Consider the following 20,496-nt stretch of genomic DNA (forward strand, 5'->3'; position numbering starts at 1 on the left):
AACGAAAAGGGTATCATGGTCGCCTCGCCGATTGTCAAGAAAGTGCGTTTCAGGTCGTGACTCTGATTGACTGACAAAACTCAAAATTCGAAAAAATTAGGAGATAATATCGATATTTGACCGGTTCTAGCAAGGAAGCGAAACATGAAACAGAGCACACCTTTATACGATAGCATCTTGAAATTATTGCACCATGCGCCATGGCGCGATAGACGGCACCTGTATACCGTGGCTTGGATGGTGTTGGGCTTATTGTCCAGTGGTTGGATCAGTCTAAGTAAGTGGTCGCCTTATGTCGTTAGCCATGCGGAAATGGCGCAAAGCGTCGAGAGACGTTTCAAGCGTTGGCTGACGAATGGGCGTATCGATGTGTTGCGTTTGTATGCGGCGTTATTGCGGGAGGCTCTGAAAGACGTGGCGGAAGAGCCGTTGCTGGTCGCCTTAGATACTTCGATGCTCTGGGACACGTTCTGCGTGATCCAGTTGGCGCTAGTTTATCGTGGGAGGTCGATTCCATTAGTTTGGAAAGTGATGAAACATCCCAGTGCGAGCGTGGCGTTCAAAGACTACCGAGGCGTATTGGGGTTTGCGGCGCGACTGTTTCCGGAACGAGAGATCATCTTGCTGGCGGATCGTGGCTTTTTACATGGCGAATTGCTGAATTGGATTCGCAAGACGGCCGGCTGGCACGCGCGTATTCGCTGCAAGCGTTCCGTCGGGTTTTACCAAAAAACGGGCAGTGGCTACCGCAAGTTGACCTTACGATTGCTAGCCGGGGAAGTTTGTTATTACCACCATGTCGGGGTGACCGGTGCGCATATCCCGGCGCACTTGGTGGTCGGCTGGGAAAAAGGGGCGAAAGAACCATGGATCATCGTCAGCGACCAGCCCACAAATGGCGATACGCTCTATGAATATGGGCGGCGCTTCAACATCGAAGAGGGCTTTTTGGATCACAAATCCAACGGTTTTCAGTGGGAGTCTTCGCAATTGCGCGAAACCGAGGTACTTCAAAGGCTCTGTTTCATCATGGCTGTCGCCACCTTGGTGTTGGTTTGCCAAGGGGGTGCGGTCGTTGCCTCAGGCAAGCGGCGGTGTGTCGATCCGCATTGGTTTCGCGGTTATAGCTATGCCCGTATCGGCTGGGATTGGATCCGGCGAGCTTGCGCTCGCGGTGATGCCATCATTGACAGTCTAGTTCTGCACGCTTTGCACGCCCCCGAGCCCGCTCGGGCGAATAAACGGCAACCCGATCGATCCCGCTGGATGGATGATTTACCCTGCCGTATTTTCCTTTTTGCTATGCCATTAAGGAGTTAAGAGTTTTGTCAGTCAATCAGGCTCATTCAAACCAATTTTCTAAGGCCAAATTCTGAAAGTTGTCGAAGTCTTTAGTGTTTCGGGTCACCAGCGTTAAATTTTGGCTAACGGCAATCGCTGCGATTTCACCGTCAGCATAAGCACAGGTAAGTCCCTGGCGTTGTAATCTGGCCCGCTCTTTTGCGTACCAATCTGCGGCGGCTTGGTCATACGGCAAAACCATCAAGCCATTAGCCGATAACATCGCTAAATAGGATTGTAATTGTTTTTTCCTTTTAGACGCTGCCAGTAACTCGCAACCATAGACCAGCTCATGCCAGACAATCGCCGCTGTTGCATACTCACCGTCGTGATCGGCAAGCTGTTGTAAAACGTTGTCATCGGGCTTTAAGCGTGCGGGCTCCGAGAGAATATTGCTATCCAGCAAATAACTTATTCGTCCCATGAAAATTCCCGTTCCTGGCTGGCTTCACGTATTTGTTTGAGTTCGGCATCAGTCAAGGCGCTATCCGCGTCCAATTGACAACGCCATTGTTGGATGGCCTTGAATAAGCCTGTATTCTTTTGGGTCAGCTTTTTATAGTTGGCCTCTGATAACATCACGGCAACAGGCTTGCCATGACGGGTAAGATGAATCGCTTCATTCGATTCAAGCTGATGGATCAATTGTGACAGGTTGTTTTTTGCCTCGGCTATGGTACTGGTTTTCATCGGAGACACCTCTAATATAGCTATATTTATAGCCATAATAAGTCTTTCGATAACCGTTATCAAGCATGATTTTACGGGAAATATTTACCTGATTAGCAAGTTTCTTCAGCTAAAGCCGAAGATCTGCATATCCCTAGCATGACGGGGTTCGCAAGCCATGCGCGTCAAGCTAAAAACGGCCAATCCACATCACGCTCTTTCCCAAGCTGGAGCTCTCATCGTTATACACAAATATCGATAAACTTGCTAAACAGAGGTCATCGTATACCTGGGAACGGTGTTGTTTGATAAATCTGCGGAATTGAACAACAGTTGCTTCGAAATCGCGATCTGGGGATCGCTCCCACAGAGCATCCGGTCCCCCTTGTGGGAGCGACGCCTTCGTCGCGATTTCGAAGCCGGGTACGTTAAGCAACAACAAAGGGTATCGAGGTCTTATTCGCCAAGGTGGCAAGACGGTATCTTCGACTTATGTATAACGGCGAGAGCTGGAGCTTGGGTAACATCATATTGTAGTTTTTGCGAACTCAATGCCATTTATTAGCTATTTTATGCCTTCACTGATCTAACGCTAGGGTCCGCGATGCGCACCCTACGCCTAGAGTTACGTTCGTATCAAGGCCTTCCGCTAGCGTATAGGAAATAAGCCCAACTCGATTTTGTGGCTGTACATGTGCTCTTGCCGGCAACTGCTGCGTTCGTTTTGCAGACACTCTATTAAGGCACTCATCGGCTCGGACAGCGCACCGGCTCCCGACAGACGTTTCAGATAAGCCACCGACCTCGCCTAAGTATCGTAGCCTTCGTGATTTCCCACTTCTTGTTTTTTTCAACCCAGTTTACAGGACCGAGCCAGTAATTTGCATGCGGCATCGTCAACGCGATTTCCAGCCCCTTCGGGTCCATGTCGCTGAATACGACGACGGTTTTATCCGCACCGAAACGGTCGACGAAATCGTGGCAGACATTTATTTTAGAGCCGGTTTTCGGATCGCCGCGATAAGCCCATAATGCCCGTCGTGCCATAGGCGGCAATTCAAATGAAGCACATAAGGACACCTGATTAGCAAGATGCTTCAGTTTGCCGAAGCCAATAATCCGAGCGGGGTCCAGTCGTAGCCGCAGCCACGATAAGGCGCGTAGTAATGGTATCGAGTCGGAAGCGCCGGTTAAAGCGGTACGCGAACGCACCTAAGTAACGGGTGCCGTATTTTGCGAAATCGAAAGCATGGTAGGCGCCACCTAGACTGGTTTTGAGATTGCCCAGTACCGTATTGATCCAACAGAACTCAGGCAGGTCTTTAGGTTTCCGGCCACCGGCGACGGTTACCTGGTGTTGACAATCGGCATCGGTCACGCCGGCAAAACAGGCCAAGCCGTCGGACTGCACGACACAACCGGGGCTGAGATCGCCTTGTGCCCAATTGGCAATGGCTTTACGGGTAAAACCCGGAATCGGCGCCATTTTGATAAACCTCGGCTGTCCCTCGTGGCTGAGCGAGAGCGCCGCGACAAATGGCGCCTTATTCTCAGAGCCGCGCCCGGCCTTACCGCCAGCCAATTCGCCACCGAGATAGGCATCGTCCACCTGAACTTCGCCGTCCAAGGTGTACCGGGCATCCCGTTCGACCATCGCTTGCATCAGTTTCTGCTGAATCAGCCAAGCGGTAGGGTAACTGACGCCCAACTGCCGTTTCAAAGCCAGGGCGGACAAACCAGTCTTAGCCTGACTGATCAAGTAGATCCCCAGAAACCAGACCGTCAGTTTAAGGTGGGTGCTCTGGAATAAAGTGCCCGCAATCAGCGACGCTTGTAACCGGCAGGACCGGCATTGGAAGGTTTTGCGTCCGCCTGATTTAAGCACATAGTGTTCGGCATGACCGCAGTCGGGGCAGCGAAAGCCTTGGGACCAGCGGGACTGTTCTAAACTGTCTTCACATTGCGCTTCGGTGCCACTACGCATTGTTTCATTTTTTAAATAGCTATCTATCATGTAACTCACTTCGTCTCAAAAATTGGTGCTTACCGCGCCCTAACTAAAGCCATTTAATTCATAATACAGTATGCTCTAACAGCAATAGCGGATGCTGTTTCTCGTTACGTAAGCTCATAATGTAATCTCGACCGTTTATTTTTTGTTCCATCAGACTTTCAATCAATAACGGTTTGGTTAAGCCGGCTTCCGTCACATCCCTGAGTCCTTGTACCAGACATTTCATTTTCGGTTGTTCTTCTCGCAACCGACTGTAGCTCGTTTCGTGCTGTTCATTGGCCCGGGCAATTTGTTTAGTGGCTAAGTGCGTAGGAACCAAGTCATCAAACAGCTCCCGATAATGACGACCTATCATATCCGCCGCACGATGCGCTGACTTCAGCTCGTTTGCTAACAGGAGGCATTCCACGCGCCCGGCATTACATAGCGCTAACGATCTGACTAACGAGGTAAACAACTCGGCATCGAATTGTTTCTGTTCCAATAAATGAATAATCTCATTTCGAAAAAATCCACCTTCGTCGGTCAACTGAGAAGCTACGCTGACCAGTTCGTTCGTTGGGTTTGATAAAGCACCGGCCGTTTCCGCTTTTTCGAATAGCACGTAAACATGAGAAAAGTGCGATCTTAACTCCCTATCAAATAAATCCTGGAAAGACTGCCTCATCGACTCGGCCAAATGTGTAATTTGTCCTTCGATACCTTTCAATCGCGAAGTTATCATAGCGAAACCCGCTACACTCACGCCTATACCGGCAATCGCCACGCCCAGGTTGGCATATTGCAGTATCTGTAATCCTTCAACCATGATTTTTAATTGATTGAGTTGTACGTTGGTATAGGCGGCCGAGGCTAAATTTAAAGTATTCAGAGGTGAAAAAGGAAATCCCATTAGTCCACTGAGAACCTGCTGCGCCATACCGGTTTCTTGGACATGGGCAACAATTTTTCCAGTGCCCTGTTCTTTCAATAACGAACCTATGCGATATACAGCACCATTAGCTATATCTGCTGAGAATTTAGCGGGGACGGCAAAAGAATGCCATGAATCATGTTTTTATCTCATCGAGTAGGGTTTTTGCAACGCCGATAATTTTTGCCTGCAAAACTTGGCATACGGAATTTTCTTTTTCATTGGGTAGTACTGATTCACGAATAGCTTGGTGTATTTTGTCTTTGAAGCGCTTTTCGGCATTGAATTTGAGCTTGGCTGCCTTACTGACGCCAAAACCGCCCAACCCCAACACAATCGCGCCCCCTGTTAATGCGACCGGCCAACTTATCACTGTCGTTGTCACTCCCAACAAACCAAGTACGCCTCCTGCCGATATGGTAGTTGTTGATAAGGATAAAATTGTGGGTATGGCAGCAACGGCAACACCTGTGGACAAAACGGCTGTGGTTGTTTCCAACACATTTTTCTTATCGTCCTTATGATTCAGTTCATTATCGGGTCGCTCATATTCCAATCGATGTTCGTAGATTACATTAAGTTCGTATTGGGCAGATTCAATCAAAAACGTCACTTCATTTTCTAGCCATCGGCTATAGATGGGTTCTACATGTTTTTTTACGTAGGCGCTGTTTTGGAAAGTTTGCCGCAAAGTCATTTTATCGATTTCTGCGTCCAGCTCTTGAAATAATAAGACAAGCTCACGATTCAGGTGATGTTGAATGGCTTCGACGTGTTTATCCCGCCAATTCAACAACTGTCTTCTCAGAAAGATATAATCTGCTCTATCAATTGTTGATTGTTTTTTCTGTTGGAGCATTTTTGATACTGTCTTTGGGAGTTAGCGAATAATACCGTCGGCCAGGATTTTAAACCATTAGCTCGAATCTGCCACCAATCATAGATGTAAAAGGCAAATAATTGCCAAGTTTTGATTGGTTAGTTCGTCTCTTTGAAAATTATGTGTGGTTTTATCGCAACTGACAACTCAACCGACTCGATACCGAGGCTTCACAATGCAATTGATTGAGCCCCCGTCACGATTTGCGGCATGCTGTTGTCGCCCGATGCCGATCGGGAGAACATCTGAAACTCGGTCAATAAAAAAGGGCCTACACGTTAACGTAAGCCCTTGCTTTTTTATTTACCCCGGACGAGATATACGACCGATTGAGCGTCTATCTTTGACTGTTTAAATCGGCCTATGACCAAAATTGGTGGTTTTATCTAATTGGAAAGTCGCAGAAAAGATCGCTTTTGCCATCTTGGCGCCGTTTGCCGGTTTGTTCAGAAAATGACTCAACTCATTATCATCGATCCGGTCTATTATCCGTTTGACCTGCTCCACCTGGAGGATTTCTTTGCTGAGAAAAACGGTTCCTCCTGTTTGAATCGAAAAACCATCGAAATCGACCAAATAGCCCGCCAGAACCACTCCTAAACTAGTTGCTTTCGCCATGTTGTAATCGATAATCTGAAAAGTCGCTTTGCTGAATATATTCTCCGCTTTGATGGTATCTTTGCGATTCGTTTCATCCAGTCGGTAAATCGCATAATGCGCGTTGCTCATGCGACGCAGCAATTCAAGTTCGTATGCGTCGGCTTCTTTGCTGAATAGACGCAAGAACTTCTCCGCCATGTTGAAGTCGTTCGGACGATAGCCGTAAATCGCATAATCGGTAAACAAGTCCATTTCGTTTTCTTTCTTGACCATCAATGTCTTTTGATGCCAAATCCCTAAATGCTTGCCGCAGGTTTTAATGTCGTCCTTCGTGAGCTTTCTGAAAATCTTGCTGTTCAAATCCATCATTCGATGACGAATCTCGGGATAATCGGCTGGAGTAAAGGTAAAATCGGCCATGAGCTATATTGAATGATGATGCGAAGTTTGTTCTTAACAGGTCGTGCAGATTTTTCCGACCCGATACCGCCCCCCACCGGGAGACTGTAGGAATTTTGGTCAAAAAAAAGGGCCTAAATGCTTTTCTACCTCATACAACAAAAACCCTTAGTTTGCTGACTAGGGTTTTATGTAGCATTCATCAAATAAATAACAAAAGATACTTGCCAACATCGCTTGACGATTTGTGATATCCACACTGACATTGTTATTTAAGAGGAGAAAACGTCATGAACGAGCCGCCTTTAGTTTATTTTCGACCCAAAACTGCTGCTGAATATTTGGGCATTAGTATCGCAACCTTTTGGCGACTAGTCGCCGCAGGCAAAATTCCCACTGCGAAGATAAGTCCGAGAGCAACCGTCTGTAAAAAAGAAGATCTTGACGCTTTAGTTAATTTTGAACTTTAACAGTTCTAAAACGAAAAAATAAATCCTCAATCAATCACATCTCAACGTGATCAGTTTGAGAGAAAAGGACTTGCCTGCGAATTTCTGAGTTTCGTTATGATGCCACTTAAATTCATCCCGGCTTGATTTTGCCTAACTTACAATTATTCTGCACAAAGCGACATTTAACGCGACATTATTGAATGTTTTTGGCAAAAAAAAGGCTTAGTATTTCTACTAAGCCTTTGATTTATATGGCTCCCCCGGACGGGCTCGAACCGCCGACCTAGTGATTAACAGTCGATAAAATGCCCAATTCAACTGTTTTCAAGCTATACTACATTGATTCATTTTAGCTCGTTCTTATTGATATAACAAAGAAAAATATTTTTCTTGTTGTTTTCAAGGTTCCGTTTTTTTCATTTCATTGCACTACCAAAGGCACTAAAAAAGCACTATGGAATTTGCCATATTCGCCAAAGACAATTTGCTATCAATCGGGCGAATCACTTTTGATGCCGGTGCGATCTTGTTGGAAGATACGACAGATGACTTTGCACGAGAAACCTTGTTGTTATGATCGCATTTTCCAACACCCCACCGGTCATTGCATTGAGTAGCATCCAGACATTTGAATTATTACCAATAATAATTTAGATTCGGCGAATTTCATTTGGTTCTTGACATTATTACTTGCAACCATTGACCGGCGACACCAAAGACGTCGTAAAAAACATTCCTCGTGTAAACCTATAGCTCAAGTGTTAAAAGAAACCAGAATCGAGTTTAGTAGTCACGACCTGAAACGCACTTTCTTGACAATCGGCGATGCGATCATGATACCCTTTTCGTTGTTCAAGGCATTAGCGAACCATAAACCGACAATGACATAACCGGCGGCTATATCAATCCTAAAGCCAAGACCATGAAGGCGGCACCCGTTAAGGATCATCACGATGACAGACTTAGATTACCATTCGATTATTACCATTGAACCCGGCAAACGGAGCGGCAAACCGTGTATCCGAGGGTTAAGAATCACCGTTTATGACATTCTTGAATATTTGGCTTCCGGCATGACCGAAGCGGAAATATTGGAGGATTTCGATTATTTGACGCAAGCCGATATTCGAGCTTGCCTAGCTTATGCTGCTGACCGCGAAAAGCATTTAATGGTTATCAATTCATGAAGCTGTTGTTTGATGAGAATCTTTCGCCCAAGCTGGTAGCCGCTTTAATTGACGCGTTCCCCGGCTCTGCTCATGTCGATCGAATCGGCTTAGGCGGCGAATCTGATCATGCCGTCTGGGAATATGCAAAGCACCACGGCTACACACTGGTAAGCAAAGATTCAGACTTTTACGACAAAAGCGCTTTATTAGGTTATCCGCCAAAAGTCATTTGGATAAGGCGCGGAAATTGTAGCAATCGACATATTCAGCTTTTGCTGAGAAACAAAGTGGATGGCATACGCGAATTTCACGACAATCCTGAGCTTTCCTTTTTGCAGATACTGTAAGCTCCCTCAAAATTCCTGGACAAAATCAGCCAGCACTAAGAATACCCATTAGCGTATAAATGCTTGTTTTAAATGTAGCAAGTTGAAGTAAGTGATATCCCAAATTCAAGATCGAACGCATCCCATTGAGAAACAGAAAAAAATCATTCAAGATTTTGGGCAATTCGGTTGGATCTTTCGCCACAACATATTGCCAGAACCCGAAACTACCGGCTTGATTAAGTGCATCAACCCAGCGTTCAGCGACTTTGGCCTTAAGATTGCGTTGTCGTTGTATTGGCCTTTAGTTTCAACGATCAAGGTGAGACCAATATCCAACTCAACGATAACGTCCGGAATATAAATGGAATTTCCGCCAAAGACAATTTGACTAACAATCAGGCGAATCACTATTTACGTTAATGGTGTTCACCTTTGAGCATCGTGAGATGATCAGCAAGCTTTGCCAAATAATTGTACTGAGCCGAATCCAGTATAAAGCACAGGCTTATGGCTAATTGAAATAATAAGCCGCCGTACAACAAACCATTACCATCGAATGCCAGCCGACATTTCTTCTGGGGCTTCATTTGAACGCTAAAGATTTCACCGATTATTCGAAAAAAACCACTGTTAATGTGGGAGAGCCATTTTACAGCAGAAAAACCCTTCGAAATTGATTAACGGTTTTTTGCTGTTTTTATTGGCGATCTCTGAAATGATAATGTCAATTTGACGCAAACCATTCTTTGTTTCAATCGTTTGCGTAAAATTTCGTTTTGTTGAAATTGTAAAACACAACGGCATGGCATCATGAAATTTACAGACAACCTCATCAAAGGGTTGAAGCCCAAAAACAAACCTTATCGGCTTTACGAAAAAGGGGTCGATAAAGGCTTTGGTATCCAAGTAACGCCTTCCGGTTCGAAGTCATTTTTTCTTCAATATGCACTCAATGGCAAAAGAAAATTCTTGAACCTTGGACGCTATCCGTCAATTGGACTTTCCGAGGCTCGCGACAATGCCAGAATAAATCGTGAACAGTTATTACAGGGCTCGCATACCAGTCTAACTCCCGAAGTGCTTCATGGCAGTCTTGAGAATCTGATCAGCAATTATATTGAACAGATGCGTCTTGAAGGTAAACGCTCGTGGGAAAAAGTTCAAGCGGACATCGAATACAACGTCTTTACGATGATCGATAAAAATACGCCGGCCAAAGACATTGAACCGCCTCATATCCGAAAAATATTACACGCGATCATTCAACGCGGAGCTACCGTTCAAGCCAATCGGGTGCGCTCTTATCTTCATCGGGCTTTCGAACTTGGAATTTTTCACGACAACGATCCCAAAAGCTTGAGCGACGACTATGTTTTTAATATTGCCGCCAATCCGGTGTCAGCCGTCCCTAAAAATGCAGCCGCAGAAAAAGTTGGGGAACGTACCCTTTCATTTGAGGAAATTGCTGTTGTTTGGCACCCTGAAAACTTTAACATCCCTACCCCAACGCTATTGGCGATAAAACTTCTCCTGATTTATGGTCTTCGTCCCATTGAATTAACGGGAGCCAAAAAATCAGAATTCGATTTTCAAAGCCAAGTTTGGTCTATTCCACCCGAACGGATTAAAAACAAGCGTTGGCATTTGCTACCAATCGTCCCATTGGCTCAAAAGCTATTAGAAGAGCTTATGCTATTTTCCGGCAACTCCGATTTTTTAATGCCGGGTCGATATAATCCAGCGGTTTCAATCAACAAAACATCTCTTGGTCATACCCTGACACAAATACAAAAAAACTCTCCACACTTTCCTGTTTTTACCCCGCGTGATTTAAGACGAACCGTTAAGACACGGATGGGGGAAATAGGCATCCATAAATCCATTCGCGACATCATTCAAAATCATGCGATGAACGATGTGAGTTCAAAACACTATGACCGCTGGGATTATTTACCGGAAAAAAGAGAAGCGCTTGAAAAATGGTGTTACCACCTGGAGAATCATCTACCGAAATAAAATAATCATCACTCTAAAGCGCATGATTATTATCAATTAAATCCGTAATGTTACCTGTAAATGCCAGTCAAAATCCGCGTAAAAATGCCGAAGCGGAGCACCCTGCCGCTTTATCTTCACACAAATAATCCGGTGCTATTCAACTTTCGTGAGGCAACGGCAATGTACTGAATCTACTATCTGGATTTGTAGATTCTGGAAAAATAATTGGGATAGCAATGCATACCTGTATATCAACCGTGAAATCCAATAGTACAAGTTAAGCAATTTCCGCTAACAAACTCTCATATGGAATATGAAGACCATCATGCAAGCGCTTTATCATTTTCAAGCTCAATGGACGTTTATGATTGAGCACTTCGGAAACTCTTCCGCTGCTCCCAATAAAAACTTGTAGATCTTTAGGAGTCAAGCCCTGCTGATCCATTCTGAATTTGATGGCTTCAATCGGGTCTGGCGGAGTAATCGGGTAATGCTTGTTTTCATAGGCTTCAATCAAAGTTACCAGAATTTCCATTTCATCGGCTTCCGGCGTACCTTCTTCGGCTTGAAAAATGAGTTCAAGGCGTTCAAAAGCCTCATGTAAATCTTCGGCATTTCGGATAGGCTTAATATTCATTGATATTCTCGACATTAATCTTATCGTATTGAGCATGTGTGCCAATGAATTTCACCCAGGCAATACCCGCTCGATACTGCATTTCTACAACTAATCGGTATTTATTACCGCCGATGTTGAAAACTACGCGATTGTTATTACAGATACTCGCATTACCGTAGTGTAATTTGACCGCTTGCGGCGAAGTCCAATTAGCTTTAACGGCTTCCTCGTACCAGCTTTCAAGAGGACCTTGGGCATCATGGTAAGCGGGTTGCTCCCAAAACTTTTTTAAAGTACTTTTTGCAATGACCCGCATAGGCCCTTCTTACTCCCATATTGGGAGTAATTATAAGTAAAATCCCACGACACATCAAGCTCAACATCAGAAAAGAAAATACTCCTATTACGGGCACCAATCACGCTTCGCTTTAATCCTCCTTTTATTCAAACCGGCACGATTGATTAAAGAAGTAGTCATCCCGAGTTTTGATGTATATATTAAGGATGTACATTTTAGTTAACAGTGGAGAGTGCTATGCAAACCACGCGAATTTTTACAAACGGCAACAGCCAAGCTGTCAGATTACCAAAGGATTTTCGGTTTGATGAAGATGAAGTTGTCATCAAAAAGCTGGGCGACATGGTTGTGCTGTTACCCAAACGCTTCCGGGCAGAAAGCTTGTTAGCCATGTTACAGGAAATTGGACCAATGGACATTGAGCGTCAACAGCCGGCCGAACTTCAGGAACGGGATGTTGAATGAATTTTTATTTGCTCGATACCAATATATGCATCCTCCTGCTCAATCAGCGGGGCGGAACTGGAATTTGGTATCGCGGCCAGTAAAAAACAAAACGATAACGCCAAACGGCTGGAACGCTTTTTACTCGATTTCGAAGTAATCGACTTTAACCAGCATCGGCCGCAGCTTACGGCCCTATTCGATCAATCTTACAGGCACAAGGGACGCCGATTGGCCCCATGGATTTTTTAATTGCCGCAAATGCACTAGCCATCAAAGCAACGCTAGTGACCAATAACACATCAGAGTTTCAAAGGGTTCCTGGCCTCCGACTGGAAGATTGGTCTATACCAGGCTAACCAACATGTGCGGGAGGCACTCAACCAAAACTTGACAGCCTGCACTGCCCGCAGCCACCCAGTGAACCGGTTGCCAAAGGTCGCGCGGTTATCAGCCAACTGTTAGAAATATTCGATTTACCCTATCAACGCGGCAGCCGCTGAGTGGCAACGACGAGCGGGAATTGCCTTTACTCGGCGAATTGCGCACCCCGCAGAATGAGCACTTGTTATGGGTGCTGGAAGCTCAAGCTCTGGATAAAGCGGTAAGTATCAACGTAGTTGACATTTACCGAATTCGGTTCAAATGCGGATTAGCCGTTGGCGGTTCTTTTCCCCCGAATACCAGCGACACCTCATGAAAAAGTATCACATTGATCTTAGCCGATTTGCTGCCGCCTTCGACTCGGTATTTGATCACATTCAAGCCTTGGACATCCCGCACATGCCAATTTTTCTTCAATACTTTTTTCTGGATGGACGCCCAGTCTGTGCGGCCGTTGGTTTGTGCCGAAGCATAATCTTGGAATATACCGGGCGTCATTAGAGCGACGCCTTCATCGACTATGTGCACGCGAGCTTTGGGCCGATTGGTTTTTATTTCGCCGCTTTGTATGCCGTTGCGTAGCCATGCAAAAAACGTTTCGGCCGGATCGTCCGTTTCATCATTGACCGGTACAGCCGATTTCGATTGTGCATTGGGGTAGTTTATCGATTCTGTTTTGATGGCATCCGGATCGGGATTTACCGGTTGACTTTCATCGAGGGAGCTATCGTCCGAGGGTAAGAAATTCTGCAAGTCGAAATCGTGCCTAAGTTGTTGTCGGCTTGAAGCCGGTGATTCGTCTTCCGCTTCCATGGTCAAACTCGGCTCGTTTCCTTGATTGTACTGCGATTCTTCGATTAGTTCTTGATCCGAACCGGTCTTCATTGGCGTTGCTTTAGGACCTGGCCGACTTTTTTCATTTCCCGCCGAAGCGTCTAACTTCGTTGATGCCTCCACTTCGGCCGGGATGATGCGTCCCTCAAATTCGTTCGGTCGATTATCAGGATTACTCCAAATTTTCGCCACTGCAATGCGGATCATGGTCAATTCATTACGCCACCCTTCCCCTTCGACAACGACCGTCCAGATGGCTTTGTCGCCGCACGGGATCAAAGCGCCATGCTCCTGAAGAATATCGAACAATCGGCCGTTTTTCGTGGGTACGCCGGTATGGCCTTCCTGGGTTAATTGATCTCTGATTGCATCCACTGTCCGTTTACTCACCAACCAACAGTCTTCTCCGCTGATCCAGCCGGCGGCTCCGTTTCTGTTTAACGGCAACTCTCCTGCGTTCAATAAATAGCGTAAAGCGGTCAGCATTTTTTCATGCAACGGTTTAGTCTTGACCACCGGCATCCGGCTGGAGTCTGCACCTAAATTGGTGGCCACCGATTTGCCATCGGCGATCCCGATAATCTCCCCGATAGATGACGCATTGTCGATGTCGCCCGATACGCACGCTAACCAGTGAGCAAAAATGTATCGATCACCTGAGATCCAATTCAATGCGTAGGCAGGAATAATCCGATGGATTAATAATAATGACGCTTTTTCGTGTAAACGGTATTGCCGGCCATGCTGGAATTCCGTGCTATACCATGCGCCCTGCTCGTCCAAAAACGACTCCCAAGGCGACCACGACTTTGATTGATGGTCAAGATCGTAAACGGTCACGGTTTGGTCGACGGCAACCTTGGCCACGTCATGACAGAGCGCGGCCAGGAAAACGGCGTAGGTCCATAAATCTTGTTTGGCCGCTATTTCCTCGGCACCGCCGGTTTCCGATAAAAGATACGACCGTCGTATCTTCAACGCATTGACACAGACTTCCAGGGTATGGGTCAACATGCCTCCGGCGCCGGCATGATGATGCACTTCCGAGGCCGGCAACAGTTGTACGAATCGTGCGAAATTGCGCATCGCATGGAGATAATAGCGGTGGTAATTGCGTTCCGATAAACCGGCCAATTCATTGATTTGTACAATCAGTCCCTTGTGGCGAGCCAACAGATCGTCGACTTTCCGAACGGTCAGAATACCGGGAACATTGGGCGGTACCGGTGTGGTTGCTTCGGATTTATTCCTGTCTTTTTTCAACCAGTTAAAATACAACATGGGCTTACTCATCTCCTAGCACTTTCTTGCCGTATTCTTGCAGTAACCCATCCGGAGCGACATAGCGATGCGGCAGCGATGGCTGCAACTCCAGATAAAACCCATTTTTACGCTCAGTTTCGAATGAACCTGCCCCGCCCCACTCCCGCATACCAACGACCAATCGCCGAATAACGCTGGGGCAACAAACCTCTGATTAAAAGCGATGCAGGTTTTGGAGTCGTCGTGTCGCTCAAGATAAATGTATTCTCTATTTTATAGGACTTTGTGGTCGATACAATTTCCGGTTCGACTGCGAGGTGCGTTATGTGTAGATGCCTGAAAATATCAACCGAAAGACCTGCAATAGTCATATCTAAAGTGAGCCCTAACGTCAATGCAGAAAATGGTCTAATTTAAGGTGAAACCTGCTCTTTAAAAAAATATCACTTGTCATTATTGCGCCGCAGACCTTTCGGTTCATGGCAGACTGCGGGCAAAGGGTGAATCAGTTTATCAACACAGCCCGAAGGACATTCACGCTTTGTCCATAGGCCTGTCACGCGGCATGTCTACTAGCCGAGACTTCATGTGGTGCCGCGTAATTCAGGCTTTGATATAGATATTTTCATACTTAACGCTCCATAAGCGTTCCATAAAGACATTGGCGGCCTCACCGAACGGCCAAGAGCAGTCAGACGAAGTAAACGTGCCAATGGCAAGTGTAAGGCCAAAAGCAGCCGGTGTGGTGAGTTTACGGACTGCACCGATCACGAACGGCCTGTGCAGGTTGTTTACCAGCTGCGGGCTAAAGCCGGGTATTATGAATACGGCACAAGTTCCATGTAAATGGATTGGGTTACGTTGGTTAAGGATATGGTTGTAGCATCTTGAATTGTGTTCATATAAGATCCTATACAGCGGGCGCGAAACTGCCGTCAAACTGGTTTTACGGCACTAAATCCGTGAATACTTTCAAATCTATCTGTAATTGTTCTTTCAACGCAGAAAAATAACTATCTCTATCCTCCATTTCCTGAATCTGTTGGTAAATTTTGCTCTCCTGCGAAACTGAAGGCATGCATAATGTCGTTATTTGGTATTTTATTTTTTGTTAAATCCCTTGTGTGTTTAGCCTGATACATATCTTGATCAGCTTGGTGTATCAGGGCATTAATGTTTGTCGCGTCGTCTGGATAAAGGCTGATGCCGATACTGACACCGACACTGATAGTTTCAGTGTTAATCACACAAGGTTGGCAAACTAAAGCCCGAACATTATTAGCAATATTTTGTGCATTTTCCAGTGAGCCTATGTCTTGCAAAATAATCAAAAACTCATCGCCACCTAATCTACCCGCATAATCACTTTCGCGGATAGCTTGGGGGAGACGTTGGGCAACAGCCACCAATACTATATCGCCTGCTTCGTGTCCTAGCGTATCGTTAATGGCTTTAAAACCGTTTAAGTCGAGAAATAAAACAGCCGTTTTAGCTTTGTGTCTCGCTGCAGTTTCTATCGATTGTTTCAGCTTTTCTAGAATCAAGGCGCGATTTGGCAGCGAGGTTAGCTTGTCATAATGTGCGGCGTGTTCAAGAGCTTCTTTCAAACGGTTTTGTTCGGTAATGTCCTGCGCCATGCAGATAATGAAGTCAGATTGATTTTGATTGTGCTTAAACGGGGCGTTCATCCATTGACATAAAACTTCACTGCCATCTTTTCTGATGTTGATATTTTCGTGGTGCATAATACGGTGATTTTTACGCACAGCCGCTAGAACCGCTTCCACTTCCGCGTGTTTTTCTGGAGGGGTAATGAGTAAAACGTTTTTTTTAATTATGTCTTTAGCCTGCCAGAGAAAAGTTTTTTCGGCTTCAGTATTCCAGCGTAGCACTCGGTTGTTCGCATCCAGCACTATCATACTTAATGGCGTATTATTGAATACGGTGTTGAGCTTGGTTTCATTAATACGCGCAGTTCTATAAAAACGAAACAAAATAATCCACAATAAAATTAACAGCGTTAAGCCAGCTGCCATATAGTAGAGTTTGATTTTAAGATTTTTTAAATAATCTGCCGAGAGCGGAAAATGTAACATGGGTTCAACATCGAAATTCTCTGGCAATAGGCCGAGTTTATGATACGTTTCAGCAATATGCTGCCAGCGACCCATATTCATATAACCCACTTCAATCAATTCAGGCTGCATTAAATCGTGCATCATCGCTGCTTCAAATCGTAAATGTTCAATACTGTGGCGTTGCGAATAATTTTTATAAATTAACTGCACAATTTCGTCAGGATGCTGCATGGCATAATGCCATCCGCGCATCGTTGCCTCTCTAAATGCCTCCACGCGTTGTGGGTGTTTTTCTAATTCGGTATCTGTGGTGAAGAAATTATCACCATAAAAATCGATACCACTCATTCGCGGGCTAAATTGATTGAAAGCGCGTTTTTGTTGCTTGAGTAGATAGGGTTCGTCAGTTTCATAGATTGACATTGCATCGATTTTACCCGCCAGTAAATCGCTTAAATCAAAGTTATGAGGCTCTAACTTAAAGGCCTTTTTAGTAAAGCCTTCTTGTTGTAAATAGGCGAACAACTCTGAGGAATTGGCTTCAATCATCACTTTTCGATCAAGTAATTTATGAATGTTATCAATACCCGATTCTTTTAAGGTCACTAGACTTAACGGCGAATGCTGTAAAACAACGCCAAGTACAAGCACTTTTTCACCTCGATGACGATTTAAAACCAATTCGCTAGTGCCAACACCAAACTGAGCGCGCCCCTTAATCACTTCTTGAACAACATCTATATCAGGCGTTGCTTCAATAATCGTGACATCCAGTCCTACGTCTTTATAAAAGCCTTTTTCCTTCGCGGCGTAGTAGCCAGCGAATTGAAATTGATGTTGCCATTTTAATTGCAGGGTAACTGAATCTAGTTCTGTCGCCCACACTGAAAGACTGCTGAAGACTAGGCAACCTATCGTCAGAAGTTGCATAAGTTTAGGCAAGGTCGCATTCTCCAATATCTTCAAGCCAAATGTGCGGCGACTTCTGGATAAATCGGTGCATCAACGCGATACAGTTGGCATCGTTCAAATCAATGATTTGAATGCCCGCTTCGGTGAGCCACTCTTTATGGCCTGCAAAATTAACCGATTCACCGATAACTACTGTGCCAATATTGAATTGCATAATCAAGCCAGTATAGTGGACCCCATTGTCCAGACAATTTATCACCGAGTTTAAGAGGGTGTTGTCTTTGTTACAGCTGACTGGCGCTGCCCCAATTCTTCTCTATTGTCTAAACCAATGACTCAAAAATTAAGTCATTTCCTTTTTCATTTTATTAAATTGTTATTATTGCGCCGCAGGCATTTTGATATTCCATCATGCTTGCTGCGGCGGAATGTGGTCAAAGGGTGAATTAGTGTGGGTAAGCTCGTGGTAAACTGCCTAAGCAGTTTTCTATCAGCTTATCCACACGTTCCGAAGGAAATTCACGCTTTGTCCACATGGAGTCCGCCGGTAGTCTCTTTATCTGTCCGTTCGTTAAATTTATCCACAATCATTGCCCCACCGCCTTCCGCTGTCTGATAGATTTGATCAGGTGTTTTATAGCCTAATGCCTGGTGATATCGCTCACCGTTGTAGAAGGCAAAATACTCAGTCAACCCCAACAATAGCTCAGGCATATAAACATAGTTTTTCGGATAAATATCCTCGTACTTAACACTCCGCCAGAGACGTTCAACAAAGATATTGTCCAATGCTCGCCCCCGTCCATCCATGCTGATTTTGATGCTGTTTTCTTGTAACACAGCGACCCATTTGTCACTGGTGAATTGCGAACCCTGGTCGGTGTTGAAAATCTCCGGTGCTCCGTATTGCTTGAGAGCAGCCGTTAAACAGTCCACACAAAACCCAACATCCATCGTGTTCGACACCCGCCAAGCCAAGATTTTGCGGCTGTACCAATCCATAATCGCCACCAGGTATACAAAACCATGTGCGAGCCGGATGTAGGTGATGTCCGTACTCCAGACCTGATTCGGGCGAATCACACTGAGCCCTCTGAGCAAATACGGATAAACCGTATGTTCAGGATGTTTTTTGCTAGTATTCGGGCCTGGAACCATCGCAATCAGGCCCAATATCCGCATCAAGCGTTGCACACGCTTTCGGTTCACGGCGTGACCTTGCATGCGTAGCCAAACCGTCATTTTCCGGCTGCCATAAAAGGGATGCCGAGTATATTCTTCATCCAGTAAGCGTAGCAACATCAGTTCGACTTCATCTACTTCGTGCTTGTCCGTATACACTGTCGATCGTGCGATGCCAGCCAGTCGGCACTGTGCGGCTACCGACAGTCCAGCACTTGAATTAATCCAGCCCTGACGCAGGCTTAAAGGTTGATCCCGGACTTTTTTTTAAGCCATTCCAGCTCCATGTTGAGCTGGCCAATCTTGGCGTACAAGCGCTCTGGATCGCTTTGCGGATCAATGGCCTTGGGGCCACGCTTTACGTCAAACAATTGACTGGCATTTTCCAATAAAGCCTTCTTCCATAGACCTACTTGGGTCGGATGAACACTATAGTCTTGTGCTATTTCATTAACCGTTTTACTCCCTTTTACAGCCTCCAGTGCCACTTTAGCCTTTTGTGTACTGGTCATCAACGTGCGCTTTTTTTCACTCATTCTCGCCTACCTTTTTTATGATAGACACCATCTTAAACTATTGTCTGGATTTTGGGGTCCACTATAATTGGAAAAAGCTCAAGCATTTAATAACAAGCGCGCCAAGATTTTTCGCGAAAGCTGAAATGGGGTCCGTCCGATTTCAGCAGCGAAAAATTACTTGGCGATTATTGCCTTCGGCGGCCCCGATTCGCCCTGCGTCCGTGCCACTACGCCACATCATCGTAAACTCGATGCGGCTCCGTAGCACTCCCACAAATGGCTTTACGCCGTGTCGCGATGCCTTGTATTTTGCCTCCGCCTGCGCTATTCGCGCAGACTCCGGCAAAACACCCGGCGCTACGGCTATCGGGGACTAAAAATCTTCACTTCGCTGGCGCTCCGTTTCCAAGATTTTCAGCGTCGGTGCAACGACAAAATGACGGCCGAACCGGCCATGGCTTTACTTCGGATAGTGCCCAACAACGAACATTGATGGCATCTAAGTCGTAGGCCGATTTAAAGGGCTGTTTCGGTTATACGGTACAAAACCGTTTTGTCACTTCCTCAGAGTGTTAAATTGGCCAATACCGTCAGTCGATAGCATATTGAGAAAACGTGCAATGACGATCATGGGTTGTTACAGGCTACAGGTCGGTGGAACTTTGATTAAAGAGTTGTAGGTTATTTCCAGGGCGCAAGACCTTTGCACGGCATCATTGTATTCAAACACGCGATTCTTCAGCCATAATTGGAGTAAAATCAGAATGAATGCCTTATGGCGAGGCTTAAATTATCGTTTACCTTAGGCTTGCTATGCTTGCCGAGCAATAGGAGTTGAAATCCATGGACACTATTCATCACATCGCCGTTCAAGTGGGAAATATCAAAGAGACCTCGGAGTGGTACAAAACACAATATGACGTAAAAGTGGTGTATGAGGATGAAACATGGGCTTTACTTCAATTTTCCAATGTTGCATTAGCCTTGGTTTTGCCGAATCAACATCCACCTCATTTCGCTATTGTCTCTGAAAACGCAGACCATTACGGTACTTTAAACACTCATAGGGACGGAACTGCTTCGGTATATATTCAAGACCCTGCAGGCAACCATATCGAAATGATTCAGCTGGACGGCAAGAATTGACTTCAGTTATCTGTAAGATAACTTATAGGCAACGAATTTTTTCAAATTATGTTG

24 protein-coding genes are annotated in these 20,496 nt (G+C 45.5%); 8 read left to right on the top strand and 16 right to left on the bottom strand.

The window, feature by feature from the left end; genetic code table 11:
* Positions 1 to 144: 144 nt before the first annotated feature.
* Positions 145 to 1,320: a transposase gene (locus METBU_RS23555; protein WP_017839957.1), complete on the top strand. Its 1,176-nt coding sequence runs from the start codon at positions 145 to 147 to the stop codon at positions 1,318 to 1,320.
* Positions 1,321 to 1,342: 22 nt separating this feature from the next.
* On the opposite strand, the gene METBU_RS0107130 is transcribed toward METBU_RS23555, so the two are convergent.
* The 8 genes from METBU_RS0107130 to METBU_RS0107165 form a co-directional block, all read right to left on the bottom strand.
* Complete coding sequence (locus METBU_RS0107130; protein ID WP_014148561.1) at positions 1,343 to 1,765, bottom strand: type II toxin-antitoxin system VapC family toxin; 423 nt, start codon at positions 1,763 to 1,765, stop codon at positions 1,343 to 1,345.
* On the bottom strand, positions 1,753 to 2,031 hold the full coding sequence (locus METBU_RS0107135; protein ID WP_017839958.1) for a type II toxin-antitoxin system Phd/YefM family antitoxin: 279 nt from the start codon (positions 2,029 to 2,031) through the stop codon (positions 1,753 to 1,755). The genes METBU_RS0107130 and METBU_RS0107135 overlap by 13 nt, the downstream gene beginning before the upstream one ends.
* Before the next feature lie 628 nt (positions 2,032 to 2,659).
* Complete coding sequence (locus METBU_RS27990; protein ID WP_017839959.1) at positions 2,660 to 2,809, bottom strand: hypothetical protein; 150 nt, start codon at positions 2,807 to 2,809, stop codon at positions 2,660 to 2,662.
* Positions 2,797 to 3,057 carry a DUF7281 domain-containing protein gene (locus METBU_RS0107145; protein WP_017839960.1) on the bottom strand — a complete coding sequence of 87 codons (261 nt, stop codon included), beginning with the start codon at positions 3,055 to 3,057 and terminating at the stop codon, positions 2,797 to 2,799. Before METBU_RS0107145 ends, METBU_RS27990 begins: the two co-directional genes overlap by 13 nt.
* Before the next feature lie 37 nt (positions 3,058 to 3,094).
* Complete coding sequence (locus METBU_RS0107150) at positions 3,095 to 4,024, bottom strand: IS1595 family transposase (RefSeq protein WP_017839961.1); 930 nt, start codon at positions 4,022 to 4,024, stop codon at positions 3,095 to 3,097.
* A gap of 58 nt (positions 4,025 to 4,082) precedes the next feature.
* Positions 4,083 to 4,994, bottom strand: a complete 912-nt coding sequence (locus tag METBU_RS23560; protein ID WP_138767130.1) for a hypothetical protein — start codon at positions 4,992 to 4,994, stop codon at positions 4,083 to 4,085.
* A gap of 79 nt (positions 4,995 to 5,073) precedes the next feature.
* Positions 5,074 to 5,796 (bottom strand): hypothetical protein, encoded by a 723-nt coding sequence (locus tag METBU_RS25200; protein WP_017839963.1) that lies wholly within the window; start codon positions 5,794 to 5,796, stop codon positions 5,074 to 5,076.
* Between the two features lie 372 nt (positions 5,797 to 6,168).
* A complete protein-coding gene (locus METBU_RS0107165; protein WP_017839964.1) occupies positions 6,169 to 6,837 on the bottom strand; it encodes a hypothetical protein in 669 nt (222 codons plus the stop codon).
* A 269-nt stretch (positions 6,838 to 7,106) separates the two neighbouring features.
* Between METBU_RS0107165 and METBU_RS23570 the strand changes: the two genes are divergently transcribed.
* Positions 7,107 to 7,286, top strand: coding sequence for a helix-turn-helix transcriptional regulator (locus METBU_RS23570; RefSeq protein WP_014149272.1), 180 nt, complete (start codon positions 7,107 to 7,109; stop codon positions 7,284 to 7,286).
* 436 nt (positions 7,287 to 7,722) lie between these two features.
* The gene (locus METBU_RS28975) at positions 7,723 to 7,845 is read left to right on the top strand and encodes a hypothetical protein (RefSeq protein WP_017839965.1); all 123 of its coding nucleotides are present in this window, start codon (positions 7,723 to 7,725) and stop codon (positions 7,843 to 7,845) included.
* Positions 7,846 to 8,058: 213 nt separating this feature from the next.
* On the opposite strand, the gene METBU_RS27995 is transcribed toward METBU_RS28975, so the two are convergent.
* A complete protein-coding gene (locus tag METBU_RS27995) occupies positions 8,059 to 8,220 on the bottom strand; it encodes a hypothetical protein (protein ID WP_175421669.1) in 162 nt (53 codons plus the stop codon).
* A 1-nt stretch (position 8,221) separates the two neighbouring features.
* Here METBU_RS27995 and METBU_RS0107185 point away from each other — a divergent pair, with 1 nt between their 5' ends.
* From METBU_RS0107185 to METBU_RS0107200, 3 genes are all read left to right on the top strand, one after another.
* The gene (locus METBU_RS0107185) at positions 8,222 to 8,455 is read left to right on the top strand and encodes a DUF433 domain-containing protein (protein WP_017839967.1); all 234 of its coding nucleotides are present in this window, start codon (positions 8,222 to 8,224) and stop codon (positions 8,453 to 8,455) included.
* Positions 8,452 to 8,784, top strand: a complete 333-nt coding sequence (locus METBU_RS0107190; RefSeq protein WP_017839968.1) for a DUF5615 family PIN-like protein — start codon at positions 8,452 to 8,454, stop codon at positions 8,782 to 8,784. Before METBU_RS0107185 ends, METBU_RS0107190 begins: the two co-directional genes overlap by 4 nt.
* Positions 8,785 to 9,576: 792 nt before the next feature.
* Positions 9,577 to 10,782 (top strand): tyrosine-type recombinase/integrase, encoded by a 1,206-nt coding sequence (locus METBU_RS0107200; protein ID WP_017839970.1) that lies wholly within the window; start codon positions 9,577 to 9,579, stop codon positions 10,780 to 10,782.
* 259 nt (positions 10,783 to 11,041) lie between these two features.
* Here METBU_RS0107200 and METBU_RS0107205 read toward each other — a convergent pair whose 3' ends face one another.
* On the bottom strand, positions 11,042 to 11,401 hold the full coding sequence (locus METBU_RS0107205) for a helix-turn-helix domain-containing protein (protein WP_026130086.1): 360 nt from the start codon (positions 11,399 to 11,401) through the stop codon (positions 11,042 to 11,044).
* Positions 11,391 to 11,699, bottom strand: coding sequence for a type II toxin-antitoxin system HigB family toxin (locus tag METBU_RS0107210; RefSeq protein WP_017839972.1), 309 nt, complete (start codon positions 11,697 to 11,699; stop codon positions 11,391 to 11,393). The genes METBU_RS0107205 and METBU_RS0107210 overlap by 11 nt, the downstream gene beginning before the upstream one ends.
* Before the next feature lie 219 nt (positions 11,700 to 11,918).
* Here METBU_RS0107210 and METBU_RS0107215 point away from each other — a divergent pair, with 219 nt between their 5' ends.
* Positions 11,919 to 12,146 carry an antitoxin gene (locus tag METBU_RS0107215; protein ID WP_017839973.1) on the top strand — a complete coding sequence of 76 codons (228 nt, stop codon included), beginning with the start codon at positions 11,919 to 11,921 and terminating at the stop codon, positions 12,144 to 12,146.
* A 606-nt stretch (positions 12,147 to 12,752) separates the two neighbouring features.
* Here the strand turns inward: METBU_RS0107215 and mobH are convergent.
* The 5 genes from mobH to METBU_RS0107240 all read right to left on the bottom strand — a co-directional run bounded on the left by mobH (position 12,753) and on the right by METBU_RS0107240 (position 19,314).
* Positions 12,753 to 14,624: a MobH family relaxase gene (mobH, locus tag METBU_RS28700; protein WP_017839974.1), complete on the bottom strand. Its 1,872-nt coding sequence runs from the start codon at positions 14,622 to 14,624 to the stop codon at positions 12,753 to 12,755.
* Between the two features lie 4 nt (positions 14,625 to 14,628).
* A complete protein-coding gene (locus METBU_RS28000) occupies positions 14,629 to 14,775 on the bottom strand; it encodes a hypothetical protein (protein WP_017839975.1) in 147 nt (48 codons plus the stop codon).
* Between the two features lie 850 nt (positions 14,776 to 15,625).
* Complete coding sequence (locus tag METBU_RS0107230; RefSeq protein ID WP_017839976.1) at positions 15,626 to 17,569, bottom strand: diguanylate cyclase domain-containing protein; 1,944 nt, start codon at positions 17,567 to 17,569, stop codon at positions 15,626 to 15,628.
* Between the two features lie 49 nt (positions 17,570 to 17,618).
* Positions 17,619 to 17,810, bottom strand: coding sequence for a hypothetical protein (locus METBU_RS23575; protein ID WP_017839977.1), 192 nt, complete (start codon positions 17,808 to 17,810; stop codon positions 17,619 to 17,621).
* A 305-nt stretch (positions 17,811 to 18,115) separates the two neighbouring features.
* Positions 18,116 to 19,314, bottom strand: a protein-coding gene (locus METBU_RS0107240; protein WP_085986395.1) for an IS3 family transposase whose coding sequence is annotated in 2 segments (ribosomal slippage) — positions 18,116 to 19,038 and positions 19,038 to 19,314 — 1,200 coding nt in all. Because the reading frame shifts where the segments join, the coding sequence is not laid out codon by codon here.
* Between the two features lie 825 nt (positions 19,315 to 20,139).
* Between METBU_RS0107240 and METBU_RS0107250 the strand changes: the two genes are divergently transcribed.
* Complete coding sequence (locus tag METBU_RS0107250) at positions 20,140 to 20,442, top strand: VOC family protein (protein ID WP_017839980.1); 303 nt, start codon at positions 20,140 to 20,142, stop codon at positions 20,440 to 20,442.
* Positions 20,443 to 20,496: the final 54 nt, after the last annotated feature.

This window comes from Methylotuvimicrobium buryatense 5G, assembly GCF_000341735.1.
Classification (GTDB): domain Bacteria; phylum Pseudomonadota; class Gammaproteobacteria; order Methylococcales; family Methylomonadaceae; genus Methylotuvimicrobium; species Methylotuvimicrobium buryatense.

Bases quoted from the DNA above. Each gene is read 5' to 3' on its own strand.
- METBU_RS23555 (WP_017839957.1), top strand. From the start codon at position 145: ATGAAACAGAGCACACCTTTATACGATAGCATCTTGAAATTATTGCAC.
- METBU_RS0107130 (WP_014148561.1), bottom strand. From the start codon at position 1,765: ATGGGACGAATAAGTTATTTGCTGGATAGCAATATTCTCTCGGAGCCC.
- METBU_RS0107135 (WP_017839958.1), bottom strand. From the start codon at position 2,031: ATGAAAACCAGTACCATAGCCGAGGCAAAAAACAACCTGTCACAATTG.
- METBU_RS0107145 (WP_017839960.1), bottom strand. From the start codon at position 3,057: ATGGCACGACGGGCATTATGGGCTTATCGCGGCGATCCGAAAACCGGC.
- METBU_RS0107150 (WP_017839961.1), bottom strand. From the start codon at position 4,024: ATGATAGATAGCTATTTAAAAAATGAAACAATGCGTAGTGGCACCGAA.
- METBU_RS25200 (WP_017839963.1), bottom strand. From the start codon at position 5,796: ATGCTCCAACAGAAAAAACAATCAACAATTGATAGAGCAGATTATATC.
- METBU_RS0107165 (WP_017839964.1), bottom strand. From the start codon at position 6,837: ATGGCCGATTTTACCTTTACTCCAGCCGATTATCCCGAGATTCGTCAT.
- METBU_RS23570 (WP_014149272.1), top strand. From the start codon at position 7,107: ATGAACGAGCCGCCTTTAGTTTATTTTCGACCCAAAACTGCTGCTGAA.
- METBU_RS28975 (WP_017839965.1), top strand. From the start codon at position 7,723: ATGGAATTTGCCATATTCGCCAAAGACAATTTGCTATCAATCGGGCGA.
- METBU_RS0107185 (WP_017839967.1), top strand. From the start codon at position 8,222: ATGACAGACTTAGATTACCATTCGATTATTACCATTGAACCCGGCAAA.
- METBU_RS0107190 (WP_017839968.1), top strand. From the start codon at position 8,452: ATGAAGCTGTTGTTTGATGAGAATCTTTCGCCCAAGCTGGTAGCCGCT.
- METBU_RS0107200 (WP_017839970.1), top strand. From the start codon at position 9,577: ATGAAATTTACAGACAACCTCATCAAAGGGTTGAAGCCCAAAAACAAA.
- METBU_RS0107205 (WP_026130086.1), bottom strand. From the start codon at position 11,401: ATGAATATTAAGCCTATCCGAAATGCCGAAGATTTACATGAGGCTTTT.
- METBU_RS0107210 (WP_017839972.1), bottom strand. From the start codon at position 11,699: ATGCGGGTCATTGCAAAAAGTACTTTAAAAAAGTTTTGGGAGCAACCC.
- METBU_RS0107215 (WP_017839973.1), top strand. From the start codon at position 11,919: ATGCAAACCACGCGAATTTTTACAAACGGCAACAGCCAAGCTGTCAGA.
- mobH (WP_017839974.1), bottom strand. From the start codon at position 14,624: ATGTTGTATTTTAACTGGTTGAAAAAAGACAGGAATAAATCCGAAGCA.
- METBU_RS28000 (WP_017839975.1), bottom strand. From the start codon at position 14,775: ATGCGGGAGTGGGGCGGGGCAGGTTCATTCGAAACTGAGCGTAAAAAT.
- METBU_RS23575 (WP_017839977.1), bottom strand. From the start codon at position 17,810: ATGCAATTCAATATTGGCACAGTAGTTATCGGTGAATCGGTTAATTTT.
- METBU_RS0107250 (WP_017839980.1), top strand. From the start codon at position 20,140: ATGGACACTATTCATCACATCGCCGTTCAAGTGGGAAATATCAAAGAG.